Annotated in this window: 19 protein-coding genes and 1 CRISPR repeat array; of the genes, 7 read left to right on the forward strand and 12 right to left on the reverse strand. The window is 64.9% G+C overall.

Annotated features, from left to right (window positions below; all coding sequences use genetic code 11):
• Nucleotides 1-3: 3 nt before the first annotated feature.
• Entirely contained in the window at nt 4-300 is a 297-nt protein-coding gene (gene cas2 / locus ACPXYO_RS09955) for a CRISPR-associated endonuclease Cas2 (protein WP_423919702.1), read from the forward strand.
• A 170-nt stretch (nt 301-470) separates the two neighbouring features.
• Nucleotides 471-3,425: direct repeats of the CRISPR family, unit length 36 nt; unit sequence GTCTGGCGGATCAATTGATCCGCCCTTCATTGAAGC.
• Nucleotides 3,426-3,762: 337 nt separating this feature from the next.
• Here the strand turns inward: cas2 and ACPXYO_RS09960 are convergent.
• The 5 genes from ACPXYO_RS09960 to ACPXYO_RS09980 form a co-directional block, all read right to left on the reverse strand.
• A complete protein-coding gene (locus tag ACPXYO_RS09960) occupies nt 3,763-4,035 on the reverse strand; it encodes a hypothetical protein (RefSeq protein ID WP_423919704.1) in 273 nt (90 codons plus the stop codon).
• On the reverse strand, nt 4,025-4,621 hold the full coding sequence (locus ACPXYO_RS09965; RefSeq protein ID WP_423919707.1) for a winged helix-turn-helix domain-containing protein: 597 nt from the start codon (nt 4,619-4,621) through the stop codon (nt 4,025-4,027). The genes ACPXYO_RS09960 and ACPXYO_RS09965 overlap by 11 nt, the downstream gene beginning before the upstream one ends.
• Before the next feature lie 121 nt (nt 4,622-4,742).
• The gene (locus ACPXYO_RS09970; protein ID WP_423919709.1) at nt 4,743-5,738 is read right to left on the reverse strand and encodes a molybdopterin-dependent oxidoreductase; all 996 of its coding nucleotides are present in this window, start codon (nt 5,736-5,738) and stop codon (nt 4,743-4,745) included.
• Nucleotides 5,735-6,898: an ATP-binding protein gene (locus ACPXYO_RS09975; protein ID WP_423923800.1), complete on the reverse strand. Its 1,164-nt coding sequence runs from the start codon at nt 6,896-6,898 to the stop codon at nt 5,735-5,737. Before ACPXYO_RS09975 ends, ACPXYO_RS09970 begins: the two co-directional genes overlap by 4 nt.
• Nucleotides 6,899-7,004: 106 nt before the next feature.
• Nucleotides 7,005-8,342: an HNH endonuclease signature motif containing protein gene (locus ACPXYO_RS09980; RefSeq protein ID WP_423919712.1), complete on the reverse strand. Its 1,338-nt coding sequence runs from the start codon at nt 8,340-8,342 to the stop codon at nt 7,005-7,007.
• Nucleotides 8,343-8,679: 337 nt separating this feature from the next.
• On the opposite strand from ACPXYO_RS09980, the gene ACPXYO_RS09985 reads away from it, so the two are divergent.
• Together ACPXYO_RS09985 and ACPXYO_RS09990 are read left to right on the forward strand one after the other, a co-directional pair.
• Entirely contained in the window at nt 8,680-9,117 is a 438-nt protein-coding gene (locus ACPXYO_RS09985) for a nucleotidyltransferase family protein (protein WP_423919715.1), read from the forward strand.
• Nucleotides 9,114-9,449, forward strand: a complete 336-nt coding sequence (locus tag ACPXYO_RS09990) for a DUF86 domain-containing protein (RefSeq protein WP_423919718.1) — start codon at nt 9,114-9,116, stop codon at nt 9,447-9,449. The genes ACPXYO_RS09985 and ACPXYO_RS09990 overlap by 4 nt, the downstream gene beginning before the upstream one ends.
• A 115-nt stretch (nt 9,450-9,564) precedes the next feature.
• On the opposite strand, the gene ACPXYO_RS09995 is transcribed toward ACPXYO_RS09990, so the two are convergent.
• From ACPXYO_RS09995 to ACPXYO_RS10025, 7 genes are all read right to left on the reverse strand, one after another.
• Entirely contained in the window at nt 9,565-10,692 is a 1,128-nt protein-coding gene (locus ACPXYO_RS09995) for an ABC transporter substrate-binding protein (protein WP_423919721.1), read from the reverse strand.
• Between the two features lie 51 nt (nt 10,693-10,743).
• Nucleotides 10,744-11,526 carry an ABC transporter permease gene (locus ACPXYO_RS10000; protein ID WP_423919723.1) on the reverse strand — a complete coding sequence of 261 codons (783 nt, stop codon included), beginning with the start codon at nt 11,524-11,526 and terminating at the stop codon, nt 10,744-10,746.
• Nucleotides 11,523-12,329 carry an ABC transporter ATP-binding protein gene (locus ACPXYO_RS10005; protein WP_423919726.1) on the reverse strand — a complete coding sequence of 269 codons (807 nt, stop codon included), beginning with the start codon at nt 12,327-12,329 and terminating at the stop codon, nt 11,523-11,525. Before ACPXYO_RS10005 ends, ACPXYO_RS10000 begins: the two co-directional genes overlap by 4 nt.
• Nucleotides 12,330-12,342: 13 nt before the next feature.
• Nucleotides 12,343-13,320, reverse strand: coding sequence for an ABC transporter permease (locus ACPXYO_RS10010; protein ID WP_423919728.1), 978 nt, complete (start codon nt 13,318-13,320; stop codon nt 12,343-12,345).
• 10 nt (nt 13,321-13,330) lie between these two features.
• The gene (locus ACPXYO_RS10015; RefSeq protein ID WP_423919730.1) at nt 13,331-14,332 is read right to left on the reverse strand and encodes a TIGR03842 family LLM class F420-dependent oxidoreductase; all 1,002 of its coding nucleotides are present in this window, start codon (nt 14,330-14,332) and stop codon (nt 13,331-13,333) included.
• A 66-nt stretch (nt 14,333-14,398) separates the two neighbouring features.
• Nucleotides 14,399-15,808, reverse strand: coding sequence for a dihydropyrimidinase (gene hydA / locus ACPXYO_RS10020; RefSeq protein ID WP_423919733.1), 1,410 nt, complete (start codon nt 15,806-15,808; stop codon nt 14,399-14,401).
• Between the two features lie 58 nt (nt 15,809-15,866).
• Entirely contained in the window at nt 15,867-16,709 is an 843-nt protein-coding gene (locus tag ACPXYO_RS10025) for a nitrilase-related carbon-nitrogen hydrolase (protein ID WP_423919736.1), read from the reverse strand.
• Between the two features lie 127 nt (nt 16,710-16,836).
• On the opposite strand from ACPXYO_RS10025, the gene ACPXYO_RS10030 reads away from it, so the two are divergent.
• Genes ACPXYO_RS10030 through ACPXYO_RS10045 form a run of 4 tightly spaced genes read left to right on the forward strand, consistent with a single transcriptional unit; the run spans nt 16,837 to nt 21,477 of the window.
• Nucleotides 16,837-18,138, forward strand: a complete 1,302-nt coding sequence (locus ACPXYO_RS10030) for an MFS transporter (protein ID WP_423919739.1) — start codon at nt 16,837-16,839, stop codon at nt 18,136-18,138.
• 5 nt (nt 18,139-18,143) lie between these two features.
• On the forward strand, nt 18,144-19,517 hold the full coding sequence (locus ACPXYO_RS10035; protein ID WP_423919742.1) for a cytochrome P450: 1,374 nt from the start codon (nt 18,144-18,146) through the stop codon (nt 19,515-19,517).
• Nucleotides 19,514-20,539 (forward strand): LLM class flavin-dependent oxidoreductase, encoded by a 1,026-nt coding sequence (locus ACPXYO_RS10040; protein WP_423919744.1) that lies wholly within the window; start codon nt 19,514-19,516, stop codon nt 20,537-20,539. The genes ACPXYO_RS10035 and ACPXYO_RS10040 overlap by 4 nt, the downstream gene beginning before the upstream one ends.
• Nucleotides 20,536-21,477 carry a TauD/TfdA dioxygenase family protein gene (locus ACPXYO_RS10045; protein WP_423919747.1) on the forward strand — a complete coding sequence of 314 codons (942 nt, stop codon included), beginning with the start codon at nt 20,536-20,538 and terminating at the stop codon, nt 21,475-21,477. Before ACPXYO_RS10040 ends, ACPXYO_RS10045 begins: the two co-directional genes overlap by 4 nt.
• Nucleotides 21,478-21,495: the final 18 nt, after the last annotated feature.

The following is a 21,495-nucleotide window of genomic DNA, read 5'->3' on the forward strand; positions in this document are numbered from 1 at the left end:
CAAATGAGCAATCGCCGCCGCTACTTGGTGTCCTATGACATCAGTGATCCGAAACGCCTCCGTAAGGTACACAAGGCAATGAAGGCGTATGGTTGGCCAATGCACTACAGCGTCTTCATCAGCGATCTCGATAGTATTGAATTGATCGAGCTCAAGATGGAGCTCGGCGAGGTGATCCATCACACTGAGGACACGGTCGCATTCATCGATCTTGGGAAACCGACGGAACGAGGCCGCGACTGCTTCGATTTCCTCGGCAACGCGCCGCCGCTGCCCGAGACTGGACCTGTCATCGTCTGATGCGAGCGGTCCAGTCAGGCCCCAATGCCCGGGGAGCGCTCGCACCCCGCAAGTACGGGCCGATTTCGCTCCTTGACAACCGAATCCAAGCTTCCCTACGAGCGCTCCAGAACAGAGTGCTCGCAACTGCTCGCGTAACTGCTGGTCACACCTGGCAAATTTCGAGAGCGGTCTGGCGGATCAATTGATCCGCCCTTCATTGAAGCCCGATCACCTGCACATCGCCTCTGCCCAGGACCAGCACGTCTGGCGGATCAATTGATCCGCCCTTCATTGAAGCGGGTCGTCTTGTCGGTGCGTGGGCCTGGGTTGACCGGGGTCTGGCGGATCAATTGATCCGCCCTTCATTGAAGCCCGTCGCTGGGGCGCTGACATGGCCGGATGGTTCTCGGGTCTGGCGGATCAATTGATCCGCCCTTCATTGAAGCAGCGTCCCGTCGCAGTCGACGCTCAGCAGCACCTCCTGGTCTGGCGGATCAATTGATCCGCCCTTCATTGAAGCGCCTGCACCAGTCGCCTCCGCCACCGACAGCGACACAGTCTGGCGGATCAATTGATCCGCCCTTCATTGAAGCAAGGTCGCGTCCGAAGCGCGAAAGTATGCGATTCAGCGTCTGGCGGATCAATTGATCCGCCCTTCATTGAAGCTGCTACACTTGTGGTCATGGCAACCACCCAGCCGACCGTCTGGCGGATCAATTGATCCGCCCTTCATTGAAGCGAGACAAGTCGGGCCGCACACCGACTGTTACCCGGCCGTCTGGCGGATCAATTGATCCGCCCTTCATTGAAGCAACGGCAGAATGACCGCTTCGGTCGCGTCGGGTTGCAGGTCTGGCGGATCAATTGATCCGCCCTTCATTGAAGCGTCGTAGCGCTAGACGGAGTGGACGTCGCGGGGTTCAGTCTGGCGGATCAATTGATCCGCCCTTCATTGAAGCGCCCACTTCCGTCGACAGCCCGATCTCCCTGCCGCCTGGTCTGGCGGATCAATTGATCCGCCCTTCATTGAAGCAGCACGGCAGTCGGAGCGGATGTCCTTCTCGGCCGACGTCTGGCGGATCAATTGATCCGCCCTTCATTGAAGCCGATCTGGGTGTGCCGACGAGGCATCCGGGTTGAGGTCTGGCGGATCAATTGATCCGCCCTTCATTGAAGCTCCCGGTTGCCGACATCGACGCGGGCTGCGCCGCCGGTCTGGCGGATCAATTGATCCGCCCTTCATTGAAGCTTGGGTTGGGTCGCTGCGGTCGCGGTGTGGGTCGGCGGGTCTGGCGGATCAATTGATCCGCCCTTCATTGAAGCGCGGCTTACGCCGATGCACATACGTGTGATTACGGTCGTCTGGCGGATCAATTGATCCGCCCTTCATTGAAGCTATGAACCACGGCAGCACGTGAAACGGGAAGTCGGAGGTCTGGCGGATCAATTGATCCGCCCTTCATTGAAGCGGTGTGCGAATTCCGGTCTCTGCATCGGGGAGTCGGTCTGGCGGATCAATTGATCCGCCCTTCATTGAAGCCCGTAAGCACGGATCTTGTGAACCCGAGCAGGTTCGGTCTGGCGGATCAATTGATCCGCCCTTCATTGAAGCGACGGTGTCGGTGACGTGCTGGTGGGGCGATGACCATCGTCTGGCGGATCAATTGATCCGCCCTTCATTGAAGCGGCTGGATGGCGCAATGGCAGCTCGACGGGCAGCCGAGTCTGGCGGATCAATTGATCCGCCCTTCATTGAAGCTGTCACTGGACCGTCCTGTCTGTCGGGCCCCCGGGGTCTGGCGGATCAATTGATCCGCCCTTCATTGAAGCCGCAAACCCGTCGGAGCCTGCTGCACCGCCCCCTCGAGGTCTGGCGGATCAATTGATCCGCCCTTCATTGAAGCCTGGGCGGGATCAGGCGTCCTGACCGGCGCTGGCACGTCTGGCGGATCAATTGATCCGCCCTTCATTGAAGCATAGTGCCGGTCGCGGCAAGGGGCGTCGCATCTATCCGTCTGGCGGATCAATTGATCCGCCCTTCATTGAAGCTGGCGCAGGACGCCGCTGTTGTCGGCCCGAAACCAGGGTCTGGCGGATCAATTGATCCGCCCTTCATTGAAGCCCGGTCTGGGTGTGCCGACGAGGCATTCCGGTCGAGGTCTGGCGGATCAATTGATCCGCCCTTCATTGAAGCCCGTCCATGCCACCGCTGGATCCACGACAACCCCGAGAGTCTGGCGGATCAATTGATCCGTCCTTCATTGAAGCAGCGGAGCGGCGGAATGTGATGTGAATCGGTTGGGCAGGTCTGGCGGATCAATTGATCCGCCCTTCATTGAAGCCCGGTCTGGGTGTGCCGACGAGGCATTCCGGTCGAGGTCTGGCGGATCAATTGATCCGCCCTTCATTGAAGCCTTTGGACCGTCCGAATATTTGAGCCATCTCCCCGAGGTCTGGCGGATCAATTGATCCGCCCTTCATTGAAGCTTGCAGCCCGCGACGGCGTACCGGGTCGATGCGTCGGGTCTGGCGGATCAATTGATCCGCCCTTCATTGAAGCTCGTTGAACTCGGCGGCGGCACGCGCCGAATCCTCAGGTCTGGCGGATCAATTGATCCGCCCTTCATTGAAGCTGGCGTGTCGGCGAAGCGCTCGTGCGCGCCCAGGAGCGTCTGGCGGATCAATTGATCCGCCCTTCATTGAAGCGCGCAAGCTGACCCGCGCTGTGGCAGTGGTCGCAGACGTCTGGCGGATCAATTGATCCGCCCTTCATTGAAGCGCTGAGATCGACCACACAGGCGAAGACGACCCCATGGGGTCTGGCGGATAAATTGATCCGCCCTTCATTGAAGCGTGGTTGCCACCTGGTTCCTCATCGCGGCGATCTTGTCTGGCGGATCAATTGATCCGCCCTTCATTGAAGCTTCCAACTGGAGGACTTGTACGTCAGGCTCCCGAACGGTCTGGCGGATCAATTGATCCGCCCTTCATTGAAGCCGGTCGAGCACACCAGCACCCCGATGCCGGTCTTGCCGGGTCTGGCGGATCAATCGATCCGCCCTTCATTGAAGCCGCAACGGCGGCGGCGGCTTTGATCCTGAGGGCACGTCTGGCGGATCATTTGATCCGCCCTTCATTGATGCGCGCAGCGGCCGCTGGAAATTCTTGGTCAGCGCTTCTTTGAAGAGAGCCGCAGGATCGATGTCGAAGTCATCTGGCAAGTTGTTACTGAAGACATTCCGCGAGTCATTGGACTGGCGCACCCGAGCTGCCGTTTGTGATCAACAATTTCGCCTTGGCTAATTCGAGGCAGACGCGAGTGCCTCGGCGACAGCGTTGACGATGCGTTCGGCTACGTCGGCTGCGGCCCGGACATGCGTCCCGTCGTTTCCTGGAAGCAAAGTCTCCGTACTCAGCAATGGCGCGGTCTTGACGGATCTCGTCCGCATTGACGAGATCTTCGTCGGTGATTGCATCTGCCTATTGGTGGCGGGCGTAGTCGAGTGTGATTCGGTGAGTTCCCTCGCCGCCGCGTACGCGGAGGCCATTCGCGGCCATGTGGGCGGTCACGGCTTTGCGTACTGCGTCGCGGCACGCGGCCAGGGCGAGCGTTGTGTCGTCCTCCGCGAGCATCCGAGCCGAGCGGATATGTCGCCTGGCGTCGTTGACGCGCTCACCGGCCGCCCCCATGTTGGGCTTGACTCGCTCCAGGTCACGCGTGGCGATCGCCTCGGCGAGCCAGTCAACTGTCACGGTCGTGCTCCAACAGGATCGGTACAAGCGGCTGCTCTTTGATCTGGGCGATGAATGGCTCCGGCGTTCGGGAATCCCAGATGGCACGGTCGATCACGATCGGATTGATCTCGACGTGCAGATTCCGTTCCACCTTTCGACATGCCTGGCGAATCGATCGCAATTCAGCGCCGCCGACCACGACGACATCGACATCTTTCGGGTATGGACCCGGCTCACCTCTGTAGCGCGCTGCCCACGAACCGAACACGAACGCACTGTCCACTCCGCCCACGCCGCTGATCGCTTCGCCGAGACGCCCTACCACGCCGACGGTCTGCATGAGGATGGACCGCAGCTCCAGGGCCCACGGGAGACTCCAGTTGGGGCGGACCAGCCGATTGCGGCCGATCGTCCGCGAGACCACGAGGCCATGCTCTTCGAGGCGCGCCACTTCTCGGCTCGCTGTAGCCTGCGCGACATCGGCTCGTTCCGCAAGTTCCCCGATGCTGAGTTCGTCTTCTGCGCCAGCGAACAGGACGCCCAGGATGCGGAGCTGTTGATCCGACCTGAAGAGCGGGACGAGCGCTGGTGCCGATCTACTCACACTTTCGATCATATCATCGCGAATGTCGATATAAATATGTCAGCCGGGTCAGTCAGCCATGTGAGATCGCGGCAGTCGACTCGATGAGAGACCGACCGCAGCGGCGGCCAGCGACGGCGGGCTATTCCAGCGGGAACGGGAATTGGAGCCACCAAGGGCGGTCGACGGGGTCGATGCTGCTCACCCACTTGACCCACCAGAAGCCCCGCCTTCCAGGGGCCACCAGCCGCGCTGGGGAGCCGTGTCCGCGGCGCAGCGGCTCACCGCCGTAGCCGACGGCCAGGTACAGGTTGGCAGCGTCGCGAGCGGGGAACAGGCGGCTGTAGCCGGTCACCGATGTGACTTCCAACGTGGGTGCATCCACCGACGGCATCAGCTCGGCCAGCGGCACCGCGTCCCATGACTGGCGGCTCCACCACCCACCCGTGCAGTCGAGGACCGCCGGCACCGGCGTGGCCCGGGCCCCCAAGCTCTCGAGCGTCACCGGCTCGCCTGCGACAGTGAGGTCCCAGTCCGAAGCGGCCACTCGGGGCGACTGGTCGTTGAGCCACATGGTCGTTGGCATCTTTGACGGGTTGAACGAGGCGATCTCGTGTGAGCCGGTGAATCGCCGGTTGTCGCCCACCGTCAGCTGCTGAATCCAATACACCGCGCCAGCGGCCGCCAGTGCGATGCCCCCGCCGATCAGTGCCCTGCGGTCGAGGTCGGCCGCTTTCGGGCGACCCGGTCGGCTGACGATATGCCACACCAACAGAGGAGCCAGCAGCGCGGCCAGCAGAACATGGGTCCACAGCGCCGACCAGTAGCCCACCCCGTGCCACAGTCCGGTGGCATGGAGGACGCCGAGAACGACGGTGGCTGCGACCAACGTTCCCAGCAGCATCGACAGCCACCGGGTGGCGCGGCGGCGCTTCAGCCCGGTGCGCACCGAGCCCCGGAGCTTGGCCGGGGCCAGCGCCAGCAGGCTCAGGCCGGCGAGGGCGTGCATGACCGTCAACCAGCGGGCCCAGCCGGTGCCCACCGCCCAGGACGCCAGCCCGGACCCGGCCGCCACTGTCGCCGCGACAGCCAGGAGCAGATCCACCCGCCGAGCAGTGAGCCAGTTGCCAAGTCTCATGTCGTGTCGATGAGCGGGTTCTCGTCCGCCAGCAGTTCGACGGCACCGACGGCGGTGATGTGTTCGTCGAGAGCGAACCGGTGCGCGCCGGCGTGCACGACGAAGAGGTGGTCGAGATCTAGGTCGGCCAGGGCGCTGCGCATCGAGCGAGTCACCGAGGGACGCTCGGTCCGCTTGATCTCGATTCCCAGCGTCCGCCCTTCGACTTCGAGGCGTAGATCGAGTTCGGCGCCGCTGTGAGTTGACCAGACCGCCGCCGTTGCCTGGGCTGAGCCGTCGAGTCGGGCAAGGATTTGCTCGATGACCATGCCCTCCCAGCTTGCGCCAAGCTGCGGATGCCGCTCGAGCTCGACGTGATCCGCGATGCCGAGCAGTCGATGCAACAAGCCGGTGTCGCGTATGTAGACCCGGGGTGCCTTCACCTGCCGTTTTGAGATATTGGCGAACCAGGGTGACAGTTGGCGCACGACGAGAGCATCGGTAAGTGCGTCGAGGCACCGGCGCACGGTGGCTGCTGATGCGTCGATCGACCGAGCGACGGCGGCGCCATTCCAGGTCTGGCCGTGATAGTGGGCGACCATCGTCCAGAACCGCCGCATTGCAACCGCGGGGATGCGGAAGCCGAGGTTGGCAAGGTCGCGCTCGAGGAACGTCGCGATGTAGTCGTCGCGCCAGCGGTTCGACGCTGCCAGATCCGGTGCCAAGTACGAGGGAGGCAGTCCGCCGCGCAGCCAGAGGTTGTCGAGATGCCGTCCGCCGAGATCCTCCAGGCGGAAGCCCGAGAGTTCGACGAAGCTCACTCGCCCGGCGAGTGACTCTGCGCTCAGCCCGGTCAGATCCGGTGAGGCGCTGCCGAGGACGACGAATCGGCCCGGTCGCCGGTTCTCATCCACAAGGACCCGAAGCGATGCGAACAGATCGGGCATGCGTTGCGCTTCGTCGATCACGATGGTCTCGCCGTTGTCGCGCAGGGCGAGCATGGGCTCGGCAAGCCGAGCCTGATCGCGGTAGTCCTCCAGATCAAAGAACGCTGCCGGCGAGGGTTCGAGGACCCGACGGACCAGCGTCGACTTGCCCGCTTGGCGCGGTCCGGTGAGCAATGTCACTGGCGCATGCGCGACGGCAGCGCCTAACGCTCGTTCGTCAACCGGGCGAGGAATGAATTGCACGTCAACAACTCTATCCTTGAAAATCAGTTGAACAGTGGACGAAATTCAAGGTAATCTTGGACTGACGGCTGCGGGACCCTGCCCGGCGGTTCACCGTTCAGCACAGCTGCGGGAGGGAATTCTCTGCGTTCGGTGCGTGGCTTGTCTCCAATCCGATGACGATCCACTGCATGGTTTGTTCCGGCTGCGTCGCCAATTGTGCGCCTGCCGTGTCAACTGGCTCGGCCATGCCGAGTCGGCCGGAGGCGAGCGCGTCGGGGGGTCGCAGATCGAGGTTGTGCTCGTGCAGGAAGTTGTGGTGCCGGCGGCACAGCAGGGCCAGATTTGCCAGACAGGTCGGCCCCATGTCGGACCAGTGGATCAGGTGATGTCCCACGCAGCCGATCGGTGCTGCACCGCAGCCGGGCCAGACGCAGCCTCCGTCCCGTGCGATCAGCGCCCTGCGGATGGCCGGGGGAATGGTCCGCGACGCCCGCCCGACTCCCCTGCCCCCGCTCGCTCCCGGGCAGGTGCCCATCGTGGCGTTTCGCAGTGTTTCCAGCTCGACGGTCACGATCATCTGGGCATCCCGATCGTTGAACGGGTACGCCGGATGGCCGTGCTCGCTCGAAGCCGGATCGTCCTGATCTGAAGGACACGCCCCGACACCGGGGCTGCACAGCATGAGCACGAGGGCATCCGCGGCCCTTTGGGGGACGGTCCGCCGCTTCATCGCAGGCAAATCCTTGTCGGATCGCCACTCGCGCCCCATGACTCGCTCCAGCCGGCGCTTGACCTGATCGCCGGTCTCGGGGTCGAGCTTCGCCGCCAGGTTCCACATGCCGTCATGCTCGCTGATCCACATCGACGCTTGCCGCGCCGCGCGTTGGCGAGTACGCCGGGCTGCGTCGGTCTCGGACCGATGGGCTGCCTCGGATCGCCGGACTCTTCGGCGTGTCTGGTCGCCAGTCTGCTGGGCCGCGCCGTCCAGCAGTTCGCTGCGCACGGGTTCGGGCACGTCGTCCGAAGCGACCGCAGCAGCCTGATCGGTGGTGATCGAACCGCTCGACAACGCCTCAGCCACCTCGTCGTTCCCTGCAATTGCTGCCGCTTCTCGCTCGGCGCGCCGCGCCGCAGCCTGGCCCAGTGAGCCGATCGACATCAGCGTCTCGGCCGCTGAGACTTCGCCGCGCTGGGTGTGCAGCTGCCGCCGAGTCACTTCGTCGACGAGCGCCGCCCGAGCAACTTCGAGCGCATTCAGCGTTCGCTGCACGGCTGCGAGCGCACCCAACACCTGCTGGTCGTCGAGCTGCGCCCGTCCGGTCCGCAGAGCCCGGACTTCACAGACAACCCTCTCGAAGTCGATGCCCGGACACGGCCGATCCGAAAGGAGAGGGCGAATGCCTGTGCCGCCTGCAACCTCTGCGGTCTCGCGGTTCGGGGGTGATATGAACATGTGTTCGACACTACGAAACCCCTGTGACACGAATGCCGTCGGCCTCAGATTCTGAAGACATCACCGCTCGCCACCGCGTCGATCTACCGAGCATGCATGCGGTGCCTACTGCCGCGTCAAATGCGCCGGGTGCATCGGACGATTGCGATGCCCCCGCCGCGCAGTGAGCCAATTGCCAAGTCTCATGTCGTGTCGATCTTTGTAGCTGTCCCCTGATGGTCCGGACGGATGAACAGTTCAGGTCGGCCACCGTATGGGCGATGGCCTTTCCGAACTGTTGCTGGCATCAGTTGAATCAATTGATGCAAATGATGCCACCTGCTGATAACGTCAGCGCATGAGGCGCGTCACGGTGACCATTCCTGACGAGCTGGAGGCTGGCTTGGACCGGTTCGTCGCTGAGCAGCCGGTGCCACCCTCGGTGACTGCAGTGCTGCAAGCGAGCTTGGAGCAGTTTCTCGCCCAAGGCGGTGGACCTGGCCGCTCGACCCAGCTTGACCGAGTGTTGCGAAGCCGTAGGCACATCTCCGCGATCGCCCGAAAGTACGGAATCAGCGACATACGCATCTTCGGCTCGGTCGCTCGTGGCGAAGCGCGCCCCGACAGCGACATCGACATCCTCGTCTCAACGGGCCGCGGGACTGGGCTGTTCGATCTGGCTCGGCTGAGGTTGGAGCTGGAGCAACTCCTTGAGGCTCCGGTGCATCTTGCGACAGACGGCGGCATGACAGATGCTCAGCGTGAAGCGGTCCTCGCTGAGGCCATCACACTGTGACCGGCGCAGACCGGCATCGGTGGCAGCACATTCTGGAAGCGGCCGAGGCAGTTGCGCTCTATGCAGCAGTCGGCCACGATGAATTCAGACGCGATGCGATTCGCCAAGACGCATGCGTCTACCGGCTGCTCGTCATCGGTGAGGCCGCCACGTGGCTCGCCTCAAGTCTCGGTTCAGCGTCCGATCTTGACGAACTCCGAGCAGCGGCCGACATGCGGAACTTCCTGATCCATGAGTACTGGAAGACCGATATCGACGTGCTCTGGCAAGCGGTCACCGAGGACATCCCGCGATTCGCCGCGAAGATCCGGCGCATCGTTGACGAGGCCTGACCAGAGCCTGGCCCGAGCGTCACAAATGCTCCCCGCAAAGCGGTCTCTGGCCGACAGGGGCGACGGCGATTGACTCGCCGCCGCCCCCAAATCGGTCTGGTGAGTGCGCGAGTGGTTACTCGCCGCCGGGGAGCAGCTCGACAGTGACTCGCTGCCAACCGTCACCCACGACATCGATGCCGGCCTCCCGCAGATTCGCCACCGCCTCGGTGGCGATGTCGGTGCGGTAGGCGCCGTCGGTGGGTGCCGAGGCCAGAATGCCCTCGCCGGTCGCCACCTCGACGGTCTGCGCCCACAGGTCAGGATCCATGATGCCTGCGCCCAGTGGCGATGGCCAGATCAATGCGCTGATCTCGTTCATCTGCCATGTCTGGTGCGACTCGCCCAGCGTCGGGACATTGTCGAGCACGATCTGCACGCACTCGGCGGGGTTGTCCCGGCAGTGGATCCAGCCTCTCAGCGAGGCCTCAACGAACCGGACAGCCGCATCGCGGTAGGCCGGATCGTCATCGAGGCGATCGGCGTCGGCCCACAGAGCGTCCTGCAGCATCGCCGTGCCCACGTCATTCCAGTTGATGACGTTGAGGTCCTCGGGCTGGAAGAGCTCGCCGGTAGCAGGGTTCTCCGTCTCGAGCACTTGGGCGTACTCGTTGTAGATCATGGCCTGCGCCGCGTCGATCTGTCCATCGATCAGAGCCAGCATGTCGAAGTTCTGCTGCACCAGCTGAACGTCGGAGTCCGGGTCGAGCCCGTTCTTGCGAAGTCCCGCCAGCAGCTCGAACTCGTTGCCGAATCCCCAGTTGCCCACCGTGCGGCCCTCGAGGTCACTCACCCCCGAGATACCGGAGTCGACGAAGGACACCTGCAAGGTGGCGCTTCGCTGGAACACCTGGGCAATGTTGGTGATGTTGGCACCCTCTTCCCGGGGCACCAAACCTCTCGGCACCCATGAGACCGCGAATTCGGCGGCGCCTGAGTCCAGAACCGAGGCCGGCACGATGTCAACACCGCCCTCGAGGATCTCCACGTCGAGCCCGACATCTTCATAGAAGCCGAGCGCTTGGGCCGCGTAGTAGCCGGCGAACTGTGCCTGCGTGAACCACTGCAGCTGCAGCGACACTTCGGAAATGGGCTCGAATTCGGGCTCATCGGTTGCGTCATCGCTGCCGGTGCAGGCCGCGGTTAGTAGGCCGAGTGCCAGCAGCGGCGCCAGCGCCCGTATCAACGTTTTCTTAACCTTCATTATTCTCCCCCTGTTAGGTTCCCCAATGGGATCTCACGCACAACAATCGGTTCATGTCGTCTTCCGCGCTGCGAAGTACCACGGCATGATCAGCCGTTCGAGCACCGCAGCAATCGCGTACAGGCCGATGCCCACCAGCGAGCCCGCCAGCACCGCGGCCCACGCGTCGTCGTAGCGGGTCAACCCCGCTGAGTTGGTGATGACGTTGCCAAGCGCGTCCTGGCGGCCGCCGAAGTACTCGGCCACGATGGCGGCGATCACCGCCAGTGACGTGGCGAGCTTGAGCGCAGTGAAGAAGTACGGCATCGCGTTCGGGATGCGCACTTCGCGCATGATCCTCCACTTTCCGGCACCGTAGGACTCCATGAGCTCGACCTGGCTGGGCTCGGGCTGCCCGAGCCCCCGGGTCGTGTTGATGAACACCGGGAAGAAGACCAGCACCACCACCACGGCCTGGTTGGAGCGGGGCGACAGAATCCCGAACCAGGCGTTGAAGATGGGTGCCAGCGCGATGATCGGCACCGCGTTGACGGCAACAGCCAGCGGTGTGATCGTCTCGTGAGCCGAGCGAAAGGCTGTAACGAGCACGGCAGCCGCCGCTCCCGCCACGACCCCGGCGAGGAGTCCGGTGACGATGATGAAACCGGTGATGCCGGTCGCTGTCGCAATCGTGCCGAAGTTCTCGGCCACCGCACTGCCGATGCGCGAGGGCGGCGGGAGCACGAAGCCGTCAGGGCTGATCACTGCCAGGAGTGCCTCCCAGCCGCCGAACATGATCAGCGCGGCCACCATCGGAGGCAGCCACGAGCGAAGCAGCGCCTTGGCCGCAGTCACGAGGTGTGACCTCCTCGCAGTGCGTTTCGCACTGCCGTCACGTTGGCGAAATAAGCTGGGTTGTCGCGGGTTGCCTCGCTGCGCTCCCCAAGGTCGGTGTCGATGACAGCGGAGATCTTCCCCGGACGGGGCGACATGACCACCACCCTCGTGGACAGGAAAACCGCCTCGCTGATGGAGTGGGTCACGAAGATCACAGTGGTCTGTGTCTCGGTCCAGATCCGCAGCAGCTCGTTCTGCATGTGCTCGCGGGTCATCTCGTCGAGGGCGCCGAACGGTTCGTCCATCAACAGCAGCTTCGGATCGAACGACATCGCCCGAGCGATGGCGACGCGCTGCTGCATGCCGCCAGACAGCTCCGCCGGGTGGTACCTCGCGAACTCGTCCAACTTCACCAATTCGAGCATTTCGGCTGAGCGCTGCCGCCGGTCGGCCGCCTTCCAGCCCATCAGCTCGAGCGGCAGCTCAATGTTGCGCGACACGTTGCGCCAGTCGAACAGACCTGCCCTCTGGAACACCATCGAGTAGTCGCGGTCGAGACGGGCACGGTCGGCCGGCTTGCCGTTGACCTTCACCGACCCGTCGCTCACGTCGATCAGCGCAGCGATCAGCCTCAGCAGGGTGCTCTTGCCGCAGCCGGACGGGCCGATCAGCGTGACGAACTCGCCGGAGCCGATCCGGAGATCGATGTCGGTGAGTGCGAAGACCTCGTTGGGGCGCCCCGGGTTGAACACCTTGGAGACGCCCTCCACCTCGACGGCGGCCGCGCCGTCGAGGTTGTCCATGTCGCCCGCACCGCTCATGTGACAGCACCGCTCATGTGACGGCCTCCCGGCCCTTGCGTCCCACGAGCGCGTACTCGACGGAGGAGATCACCGAGAAAACGAAGATCCCGAGAAGCGCCGCACCCAGCACGGCCACGTAGAGGCGTTCGGGCCCTGTCGTGTAGCGCTGGGCCTCCAGCAGCACCCGGCGGCCCAGCCCGCCTTTCACCCCGGCAGAGATCTCGCCCACGATGGCGCCTACGACGCTGGCTGTGGCCGCAATCTTGAACGCAGCGAACAGGTAGGGCAGCGATGCCGGCAAGCGCAGCCGCCACAGCGTCTGGCCCCATCGCGCCGCGTAGGAGTCCATCAGCTCGAGGTTCTCGGGCCGGGGGGACAGCAGGCCTCGCAGGCCGTTGATCGTCACCGGGAAGAAGGTCAGGTAGGTGGCGATGACCGAAACCGACATCCAGTCCTGCCACTCGAAGGGCAGGAAGTCCAAGCTCTTGCGGCCCCAGATCACGATGATGGGCGCGATGGCGATCAGCGGAATGGTCTGGCTGGCGATGACGTGGGGCACCAGCGCGCGCTCCAAGCGCCCCGACGTGGTGAGCACGATGGCGATGCCCAAGCCGACCAATACCCCGATGGCGAACCCCACCGCTGCCTCTCGCAGAGTAAAGGCGGCTTCGGTGGCGATGATCGTCCAGAAGGCCTGGCCCGTGCCCCTGGGCTCAGCGAAGATCCCCGAGACGATGTCGGTCACCGGCGGCATCTTCAGGTCGTTGGTCTCGGGCAGGAACGACCCGATCACAGGCCAGCTGGACTGACCGTCGTCAATGGCTGTTCCCACCTTCTTGTAGGCGGTATAGGCAAGGCCCAGCAGGCACACGAACAGGGCCAGCACGACCACCTGCCGCAAGGTTTGGCGGGCGCGGGCGCGGCGGCGCTCGCGGGCCGCCTGCTGTCGAAGAAACTGGTCTCGGACGATCGGGTCGATCGTCGCCGGGGCAGTGGTGTCTGCTTGCACGACGCGCCGGTCAGGTTCCCAGCGCCGGAATGATCTGCTGGCCGTAGGCGCTCAGTGTCTCGTCTTTGGCGTCGTGCATCAGGTAGATGGCGAACTGGTCCACGCCCAGTTCGCGCAGCTCGGCGAGCCGGGCGATGTGGCTGCTGGCGTCGCCGAGAATGCAGAAACGGTCGATCACGTCGTCGGGGACGAAGTCAGTGTGGACGTTGCCGGCCTTGCCGTGCTCGGCGTAGTCGTAGCCCTCGCGCCCGGAGATGTAGTCGGTGAGTGCTTGAGGCACCCCGCCGCCGGTGTCGCCGTAACGCTCCACGAGGTCGGCCACATGATTGCCGACCATGCCCCCGAACCACCGGCACTGATCGCGCTGATGGGCGAGGTCGTCGCCGACGTAGGCAGGCGCGGCGACGCAAATGTAGAGGTCGTCGGGATTGCGACCGGCCTGCGCCGCGGCCCGCCGGACGGCGGCAACGGTCCACTCGGTGATCTGAGGGTCAGCCAGCTGCAGGATGAAGCCATCGGCCTGCTCGCCGCAGAGCTGCAGCGCCCGCGGCCCGTAGGCGGCCATCCAGATGTCGAGCCGACTGCCTGCCGACCACGCGAATTGCTGCTGGGTGCCGTTGTATTCGACCTCGCGGCCCTCGGCCAAGCCCTTGATGACCTTCATCGACTCGGCCAGCGTGGCGAGGCTGGTGGGGGTGTGCCCCAGCACCCTCATGGCCGAGTCGCCCCGGCCGATGCCGCACACCGTGCGGTTGCCGAACATGTCGTTGAGCGTGGCGAACATCGAAGCGGTCACCGTCGGGTTCCGGGTGCCCGGGTTGGTGACCATCGGGCCGACGACCATGCGATTCGTGGCCGACAGCATCTGGCTGTAGATCACGTACGGCTCCTGCCACAGCACGTGGCTGTCAAAGGTCCACCCGTAGGAAAAGCCCAGGGTCTCAGCCCGCCGGGTCAGATCGATCACCCGCCACGCGGGAGGATCCGTTTGCAGAACAACGCCAAAATCCATGTTCTCAGTCCTCCGATCCGGTCAGCGGGAATTGCGTGTGGTCGAGCTAGGTCCTGGCGTCGCCTCCTATTGCAGGTATTGGCAGAGGCCTCGGGGCAGGTAGTGCCCATCGCCGGCGCGGCCCAGGTATTGACCGTCGTCGATGATCCTGCGGCCCCGCGAGAACACGGTGTCGACGTGGCCGGTCACCTCGACACCCTCGTACGCCGAGTGGTCGATGTTCATGTGATGGTTGTCGACGCTGACGGTCCACCGCTTATCGGGGTCGTAGATCACGACGTCGGCGTCGGAACCCGCCGCGATGATCCCCTTGCGGGGGTACAAGCCCATCATGCGGGCCGGAGTGGTGGCGCACAGCTCGACCCAGCGAGCCAGGCCGATCTCGCCGGTGACCACGCCCTGGTAGATCATGTCCATGCGATGCTCGACGCCGCCGATGCCGTTGGGGATCGCCCGGAAGTCGCCGAGCCCCAGCTCCTTCTGCTCCTTCATGCAGAACGGGCAGTGGTCGGTGGACACGACGGCCAGGTCGTTGGTTCGCAGGCCCTTCCACAGTGCGTCCTGATGGCCTTCGGCCCGTGAGCGAATGGGTGTCGAGCACACGTAGGCCGCGCCCTCGAAGCCCGGTCGGTCGAGGTGTTCCTCCAGGCTGAAGTGCAGGTACTGCGGGCAGGTCTCGGCGAAGACATTCATGCCGGCGTCGCGCGCCAGCGCGACCTGCTCCAACGCCTCGGCTGCCGACAGGTGCACGATGTACAGCGGCGATGCCCCCACCTTGGCCAGCTGGATTGCCCGGTGGGTCGCCTCGGACTCCAGTTCTTTTCGCCGCACGTAGCCGTGGTTGACCGGTGCGGTCTCGCCCCGCTCGAAGGCCTGCGCGGCCAGCACGTCGATGGCTAAGCCGTTCTCGGCGTGCATCATGATCAATCCGCCGTTGCCGGCGGCCTGCTGCATGGCCCGCAGGATCTGTCCGTCGTCAGCGAGGAACACTCCCGGGTAGGCCATGAACAGCTTGAAGCTGGTGATGCCCTCGTTGACCAGCAGGTCCATTTCTTTGAGCGAGTCGTTGTCGACGCCGCCGATGATCATGTGGAAGCCGAAGTCCACAGCGCAGTTGCCTTCGGCCTTGGCCATCCAGGCGTCAAGGCACTCACGCACGTTCTCGCCGGTCTTTTGCACCGCGAAGTCGACGATGGTGGTGGTGCCACCCCAGGCCGCGGCCCGCGATCCGGTCTCGAATGTGTCGGACGCATAGGTGCCGCCGAACGGCAGCTCCATGTGGGTGTGCACGTCCACCCCGCCGGGCACCACCAGCCGTCCGGTGGCGTCAACCACCTCGGCGCCGTGCTCGGCCGCAACCGCGATGTCGCTGCCTGGTTGCAGAACGGCCACGATCTTCTCACCGTCTATGAGCACCTCGGCCGGATCCGCACCGGTCGAGCTGACAACGGTGCCTCCCTTGATCAGCGTCGCCATCGTCGTGTCCTTTTGGTTGTGGCGGGATAGTCGGTGATCCGGGTCAGGATCGCCCGGTTCAGGGCGCCGTCAGCGACCCGTAGGAGTCGGGGCGGCGGTCCCGGTAGAAGGCCCACTGGTTGCGGACCTCGTCGATCATCTCGAGGTCGAGCTCGCGCACCACGAGCTCTTCGTCCCGGTCCGATGCAGCCGTCTCCACGAGCTGGCCCCGCGGGTTGGCGAAGTACGACGTCCCGTAGAAATCGTTGTCGCCCAGCGGCTCGACGCCGACCCGGTTGATGGCCCCGACGTAGTACATGTTGGCCGCCGCAGCGGAGGTCTGTTCGAGCTGCCACAGGTAGGCGGACAGTCCCCGGCTGGTGGCGGAGGGGTTGAAGACGATCTCCGCTCCGGCGAGTCCGAGTGCCCGCCAGCCTTCAGGGAAGTGGCGGTCGTAGCAGATGTACACGCCGACCTTGCCGACTGCTGTCTCGAATACCGGGTAGCCGAGGTTGCCAGGCCGGAAATAGAACTTCTCCCAGAACCCCTTGACCTGCGGGATGTGGTTCTTGCGGTACTTGCCGAGATAGGTCCCGTCGGCGTCGATCACGGCTGCGGTGTTGTACAGGAACCCGGCCTTCTCACGCTCGTACATGGGCACGACCAGCACCATCTCGTGCTGCGCGGCGAGCTCACAGAAGCGCTTGGTGGTCGGGCCATCGGGGATGGCTTCCGCGTAGGAGTAGTACTCGGCGTCCTGCACCTGGCAGAAGTAGGGACCGTAGAACAGCTCCTGGAAGCACATCACCCTGGCACCGGCAGCGGCGGCCTCGGCGACGTTCTTCTCGTGCAGCTCGATCATGGAGTCCTTGTCACCGGTCCAGGCCACCTGGACGATCGCGGCGGTCACCTTTCGGGCCATGTGGTGCCTCCCTCGCTCGATCGGTGGACGAGTTTCCGTGGTGAATAGAAAGAAAGGAGTCTAGGTCAGGGTGCAGAGGGGCTTTTGCCCCCGACGCGCACCGGACCGGATCGGGCAGGATGTACCGATGTCGGGACGCACCACCACCTTCCGCGGATGGAAGGTGGTGAGTGCAGGGGCAGTGATCCAAGGGCTGCAGAGTGCGTTCGTCATGCACTCGCTGGGTGCCTACTTGGTGGAGATCGAGAGGGAGTACGGCTGGAGCAAGACGGCCCTGTCGGGCGCGTTTGCCGTGAACCGAGCCGAGACGGCACTGCTCGGGCCAGCGCAGGGCTGGCTGATCGACCGCTTCGGACCCCGTGTCATCACCCGGGCGGGTGCGGTGGGCATGGCGGTCGGCTTCGTGTGGTTCAGCCAGCTGCACTCGCTGTGGCAGTTCTACGGCGCGTTCTTGGTCATGGCGGTCGGCAGCGCGTTCTGCGGGTTCCTAACGGTCACCGTCTCGATCGTGCGCTGGTTCGAGCGGCTGCGGGCCCGGGCGCTAGCGCTCGGGGGCATGGGCCTTGCGGCGGGCGGCATGTGCGTCCCCCTCGTGGTCCTGTCGTTCTCGTGGTTCGGCTGGCGCACGACCGCCGCCGTGACCGGCGTCGCGGGGGCTGCCGTTGCCTGGTGGCTTGCCAAGTACCTCGACGGTCGTCCCGGCGACTTCGGCGAGGAGGTCGACGGCGGGAAAGAGGTCGTCGCGAACGGCAGGACAGTCCGCGCGGAAGGCGTAAGCGACGTCCACTTCACGGCCAAGGAGGCGATGCGCACAAAGGCGTTCTGGACGATCTCGTTCGGACACCTGAGCGCACTGTTCGTAGTCGGCGCAGTGATGGCGCACTTGCAGCTCTACCTGACTTCCGAGCGGGGCTACACCTTGCAGCAGGCCAGCTTCGTGGCAGCCGCGCTGCCCCTGATGCAGCTCGGCGGCATGGCCGTGGGCGGCTGGCTGGGAGATCGCGTCAACAAGCGGCTGATTGCATCGATCGCCATGTTCGGCCACGCCGGCGGCGTGCTGCTGCTGGCCTGGGCCGTCAATGTGTTCATCGTGGTGTTGTTTGTGATCCTGCATGGCCTCGCGTGGGGAGCGCGCGGTCCGCTCATGCAGGCGCTGCGTGCCGACTATTTCGGGTCATCGGCCTTCGCGGCGATCATGGGGGTGAGCTCGCTCATCGTGATGATCGGACCGATCGTGGGTCCGCTTGCCGCGGGCTGGCTGGCTGACACAACCGGCAGCTACGCGACTGGCTTCGTTGCGCTCGCCGTGCTGACGGCTCTGGGAATGCTCTTCTTTGTCATCACCAAGCCACCGGCACCGCCGCTGCGAAGCACTGTCGACAACACGGCCGCGACCACCCCGCAGATGCAGCCCAAGATGGCACGCTGAGCGCTATGCCCGGCTCCGGTACTGAGTTCCGATCCGATCTCGACCCGACGCCGCTGTTCGATCCGCGCACCTACCTCGACGGTGTGCCTCACGACCTGATTGCCGAACTGCGGGCACGCGCCCCGGTCCATTGGGTGCCCGAGCCCGAGCTCATGGGGTGGGAGGCCGGACCCGGCTTTTGGGCGGTGCTCACCCACGAGCTGATGAACCGGGTGCTCCGTGATCCGGGGACATTCTCGTCGCACCTGGGCGCTACGCAGATCCGCGACCCGCAGACCGCTGAAATGCTCGAGTTCGTCCAGCGGATGATGCTCAACCAGGATCCGCCGCAGCACACACGGCTGCGCCGCCTGCTGATGCGCTCATTCACGCCGAGCGCAGTGTTGGAGTTGGAGGCCACCATCTCGGCTCGTGCCGAACGGCTCGTCAGCGCCGTGGAGGACCGGGGACGTGCCGACTTCGCCAAGGACGTCTCGGCCGAACTGCCGTTGCTGACGCTCGCCGACATCATGGGCGTGCCGACCGAGGACCGGATGCTGCTGTTCGACTGGTCGAACCGGGTCATCGGCTATCAGGACGCAGAGTACGCGGTCTCGGACGTTTTCGACCCGGCGACCGGCACCGAGATGGCACGGCGTTCCCGGGAGGTGCGCGCCGAGATCCGCCCGGGGCCCGACGGTCGCATGCCCGACCCTCGCTCCCGCGAAGGCCTCGCAGACATGTACGCCTACGCGCAGGACCTCGCCACCTACAAGCGAGCGAACCCGGGCTCCGACGTGGTGTCGATCCTGCTGGCTGCACCCGACGACGAGGGCGGCATCACCAACGAAGAGTTCGAGACCATGTTCTTCCTGTTCGCGGTGGCGGGCAACGAGACGCTGCGCAACGGCATGCCGGGCGGCATGTGGGCGCTGCTGCGCCATCCCGACCAACTTGGAAAGCTGCTCGCGGATCCCGCTCTGCTGTCGGGCGCCATCGAGGAGATGCTGCGTTTCATTCCGCCGGTTGTGCACTTCCGGCGCACCGCTACCCGCGACGTTGAACTCGGCGGCTGCCGGGTCGGGGCCGGCGACAAGGTGGTGGTCTTTCACGTGGCGGCGAACCGGGATCCAGCCGTGTTCGCCGAGCCCGACCGTTTCGACATCGAGCGCACTCCGAACGACCACCTGACCTTCGGCGCTGGACCGCACTTCTGCCTGGGTGCGCACCTGGCGCGCCGCCAGATGACCGCCATGTTCTCCGAGGCGCTGTCGCGGCTGCCGAACCTGCGGCTCGATCCCGCCCGCCCGCCCGAGCGCCTGCTGTCGAACTTCCAGCACGGCTTCAAGCATCTGCCGGTGATCTGGGATATGACGCGCGCCGAGCGGGTCGCAGCATGAGAGCGGCTGAGCGCGCCGCTGTGCCGCCTATCCGGGTCGGTGTCACGCCCGATGTCAAGCTCTGGTCGCGACCGTGGGCTGAGCGCCGCCGCATGGTGGAGCTCGTCGCCGATGCCGGTATCGACTGCATGTTCTTCGCCGACCACGTCAGCTTCCGGATCGGGCACGGCAATGACGGCATGGTGACCGCAGCAGCGCTGGCCAATCTCCACCCCGAACTCGGCGTGTACCTGGGCGTATACGTCCTGCCGCTGCGTCACCCGGTTCCCGTCGCCCGTCAGCTGGCGAACCTGGCCGAGATGGCCCCCGGGCGAATCAGTTTCGGCGTCGGCATTGGCGGCGACGACCGGCACGAGGTCGAAGTGTGCGGCGTCGATCCCCGCACGCGCGGGCGACGGTCCGACGAGTCGCTCGACATCGTGTTGCGGCTGCTGGGCGGCGAGACCGTCAATCACCAGGGTGAGTTCTTCTCGCTGTCACAAGCCCGCATCATCCCGGTGCCCGACCCGCCTATCCCGACCTACGTCGGCGGGCGATCCGACGCCGCGATCCGCCGCGCCGGTCGCTTCGCCGATGGGTGGCTGGGCATCTGGTGCACCATCGAGCATTACGAGACGGCGCTGCGCCTCTACGCCGAGACTGCTGAGACCGAGCGGGCGGTTCCGGGTGCGGCCCCGGACGTTCCCGACCATGGCATCCAATTGTGGGTCGGCATTGGCGACAGCCGGGAACAGGCGGCGGGCTGTGTCGGCCCCGAGCTCGAACGCTTCTACCGCGTGCCCTTCAAGGCCTTCGAGAAGTACACGCCCTATGGCACCGTCGATGACATCGTGGATTTCTTCTTGCCGTACCTCGAGGCAGGCTGCCGGCACGTGAACATGACCCCGTGCGGTCCCGACCCCAATGAGGCGATACTTGCGGCGGGGGAAGTGGCACGGCGCCTGCGTGAGGCAGATCCGCTGGCGAAGGCCACGGCGGAGACCGTGCCCCGCGGGGCGCAGCACGGGAGCGAGGACCGATGAGCACGACAGCGGCACCGGGGTCGACGGCCGTTTCAGAACAGCCCATATCAAGACAGCCCAAACCAGAACAGCCCGGCGCAGGACTGCTCGACGTCCGGCCGCTCGCGGGCGCGCTCGGCGCCGAGCTGTGGGCGGCTGGGGGCGGCGCACTCAATGTGAACGCACTCGATGACGAACACATTGCATCGATCCGCGAAGCGCTGTGTGCCTGCCACGTGGTGGTCATCCGCGACCAGCACATGGAAGCCAGTGACGTGGCCCGCTTCGGACGTCGCTTCGGCGAGTTGGAGCGTCACCCATACCTCGGTGGCACATCGGACGAGCCCGAGGTGGTCCCCGTCATCAAAGAGCCCCATGAGACGGTCAACTTCGGCGGTGGCTGGCATTCGGAGATGTCGTTCTTGGAGTGCCCCCCGATGGCGACAGCCTTGTATGCGGTCGAGGTGCCGAGCTTCGGCGGGGACACGCTGTTCGCCAATCAGCAGGCGGCCTACATCGGCATGTCCGACACGATGAAGGGCTTCGCCGAGAGTCTCAGCGCGGTGCACTCAGCGGCCCGCCAGTACGGGCGGGGCGGCGACTCGGACCGGTACTCCGGGCGGCGCAGTGCGATGACGGTCAACGTGTCCGACGACGCCCATGAGCAGCTGACCCATCCGGTCGTGCGGACCCATCCCGAGACCGGTGCGAAGGCGCTGTACGTGAATCGGGCGTTCACCGAGGCCATCTCGGGCATGCGCCGGCACGAATCGAAAGCGCTGCTCGAGATGCTGTGGAGCCATGCAGTGGACGAGCAGTTCACGTGCCGGGTCCGCTGGGAGCCGGGAACGCTGACCATGTGGGACAACCGCAGCGTCCAGCACTATGCGCTGAACGACTACCACGGGCAGCGCCGGCACATGCTCCGGGTGACGATCGCCGGCGATCGGCCCCGCTGAGGGTCGACCGGGCGCTAC

It is taken from the genome of Candidatus Poriferisodalis sp., from assembly GCF_965237655.1.
Taxonomy (GTDB): Bacteria; Actinomycetota; Acidimicrobiia; order Acidimicrobiales; family Poriferisodalaceae; genus Poriferisodalis.

What these genes read in the sequence shown, in the direction of transcription:
- ACPXYO_RS10035 (WP_423919742.1), top strand. Translation starts at nt 18,144, where the DNA reads ATGCCCGGCTCCGGTACTGAGTTCCGATCCGATCTCGACCCGACGCCG.
- hydA (WP_423919733.1), bottom strand. Translation starts at nt 15,808, where the DNA reads ATGGCGACGCTGATCAAGGGAGGCACCGTTGTCAGCTCGACCGGTGCG.
- ACPXYO_RS10030 (WP_423919739.1), top strand. Translation starts at nt 16,837, where the DNA reads ATGTCGGGACGCACCACCACCTTCCGCGGATGGAAGGTGGTGAGTGCA.
- ACPXYO_RS09980 (WP_423919712.1), bottom strand. Translation starts at nt 8,342, where the DNA reads ATGTTCATATCACCCCCGAACCGCGAGACCGCAGAGGTTGCAGGCGGC.
- ACPXYO_RS09995 (WP_423919721.1), bottom strand. Translation starts at nt 10,692, where the DNA reads ATGAAGGTTAAGAAAACGTTGATACGGGCGCTGGCGCCGCTGCTGGCA.
- ACPXYO_RS10015 (WP_423919730.1), bottom strand. Translation starts at nt 14,332, where the DNA reads ATGGATTTTGGCGTTGTTCTGCAAACGGATCCTCCCGCGTGGCGGGTG.
- ACPXYO_RS10040 (WP_423919744.1), top strand. Translation starts at nt 19,514, where the DNA reads ATGAGAGCGGCTGAGCGCGCCGCTGTGCCGCCTATCCGGGTCGGTGTC.
- ACPXYO_RS10005 (WP_423919726.1), bottom strand. Translation starts at nt 12,329, where the DNA reads ATGAGCGGTGCGGGCGACATGGACAACCTCGACGGCGCGGCCGCCGTC.
- cas2 (WP_423919702.1), top strand. Translation starts at nt 4, where the DNA reads ATGAGCAATCGCCGCCGCTACTTGGTGTCCTATGACATCAGTGATCCG.
- ACPXYO_RS09970 (WP_423919709.1), bottom strand. Translation starts at nt 5,738, where the DNA reads ATGAGACTTGGCAACTGGCTCACTGCTCGGCGGGTGGATCTGCTCCTG.
- ACPXYO_RS09985 (WP_423919715.1), top strand. Translation starts at nt 8,680, where the DNA reads ATGAGGCGCGTCACGGTGACCATTCCTGACGAGCTGGAGGCTGGCTTG.
- ACPXYO_RS10025 (WP_423919736.1), bottom strand. Translation starts at nt 16,709, where the DNA reads ATGGCCCGAAAGGTGACCGCCGCGATCGTCCAGGTGGCCTGGACCGGT.
- ACPXYO_RS10045 (WP_423919747.1), top strand. Translation starts at nt 20,536, where the DNA reads ATGAGCACGACAGCGGCACCGGGGTCGACGGCCGTTTCAGAACAGCCC.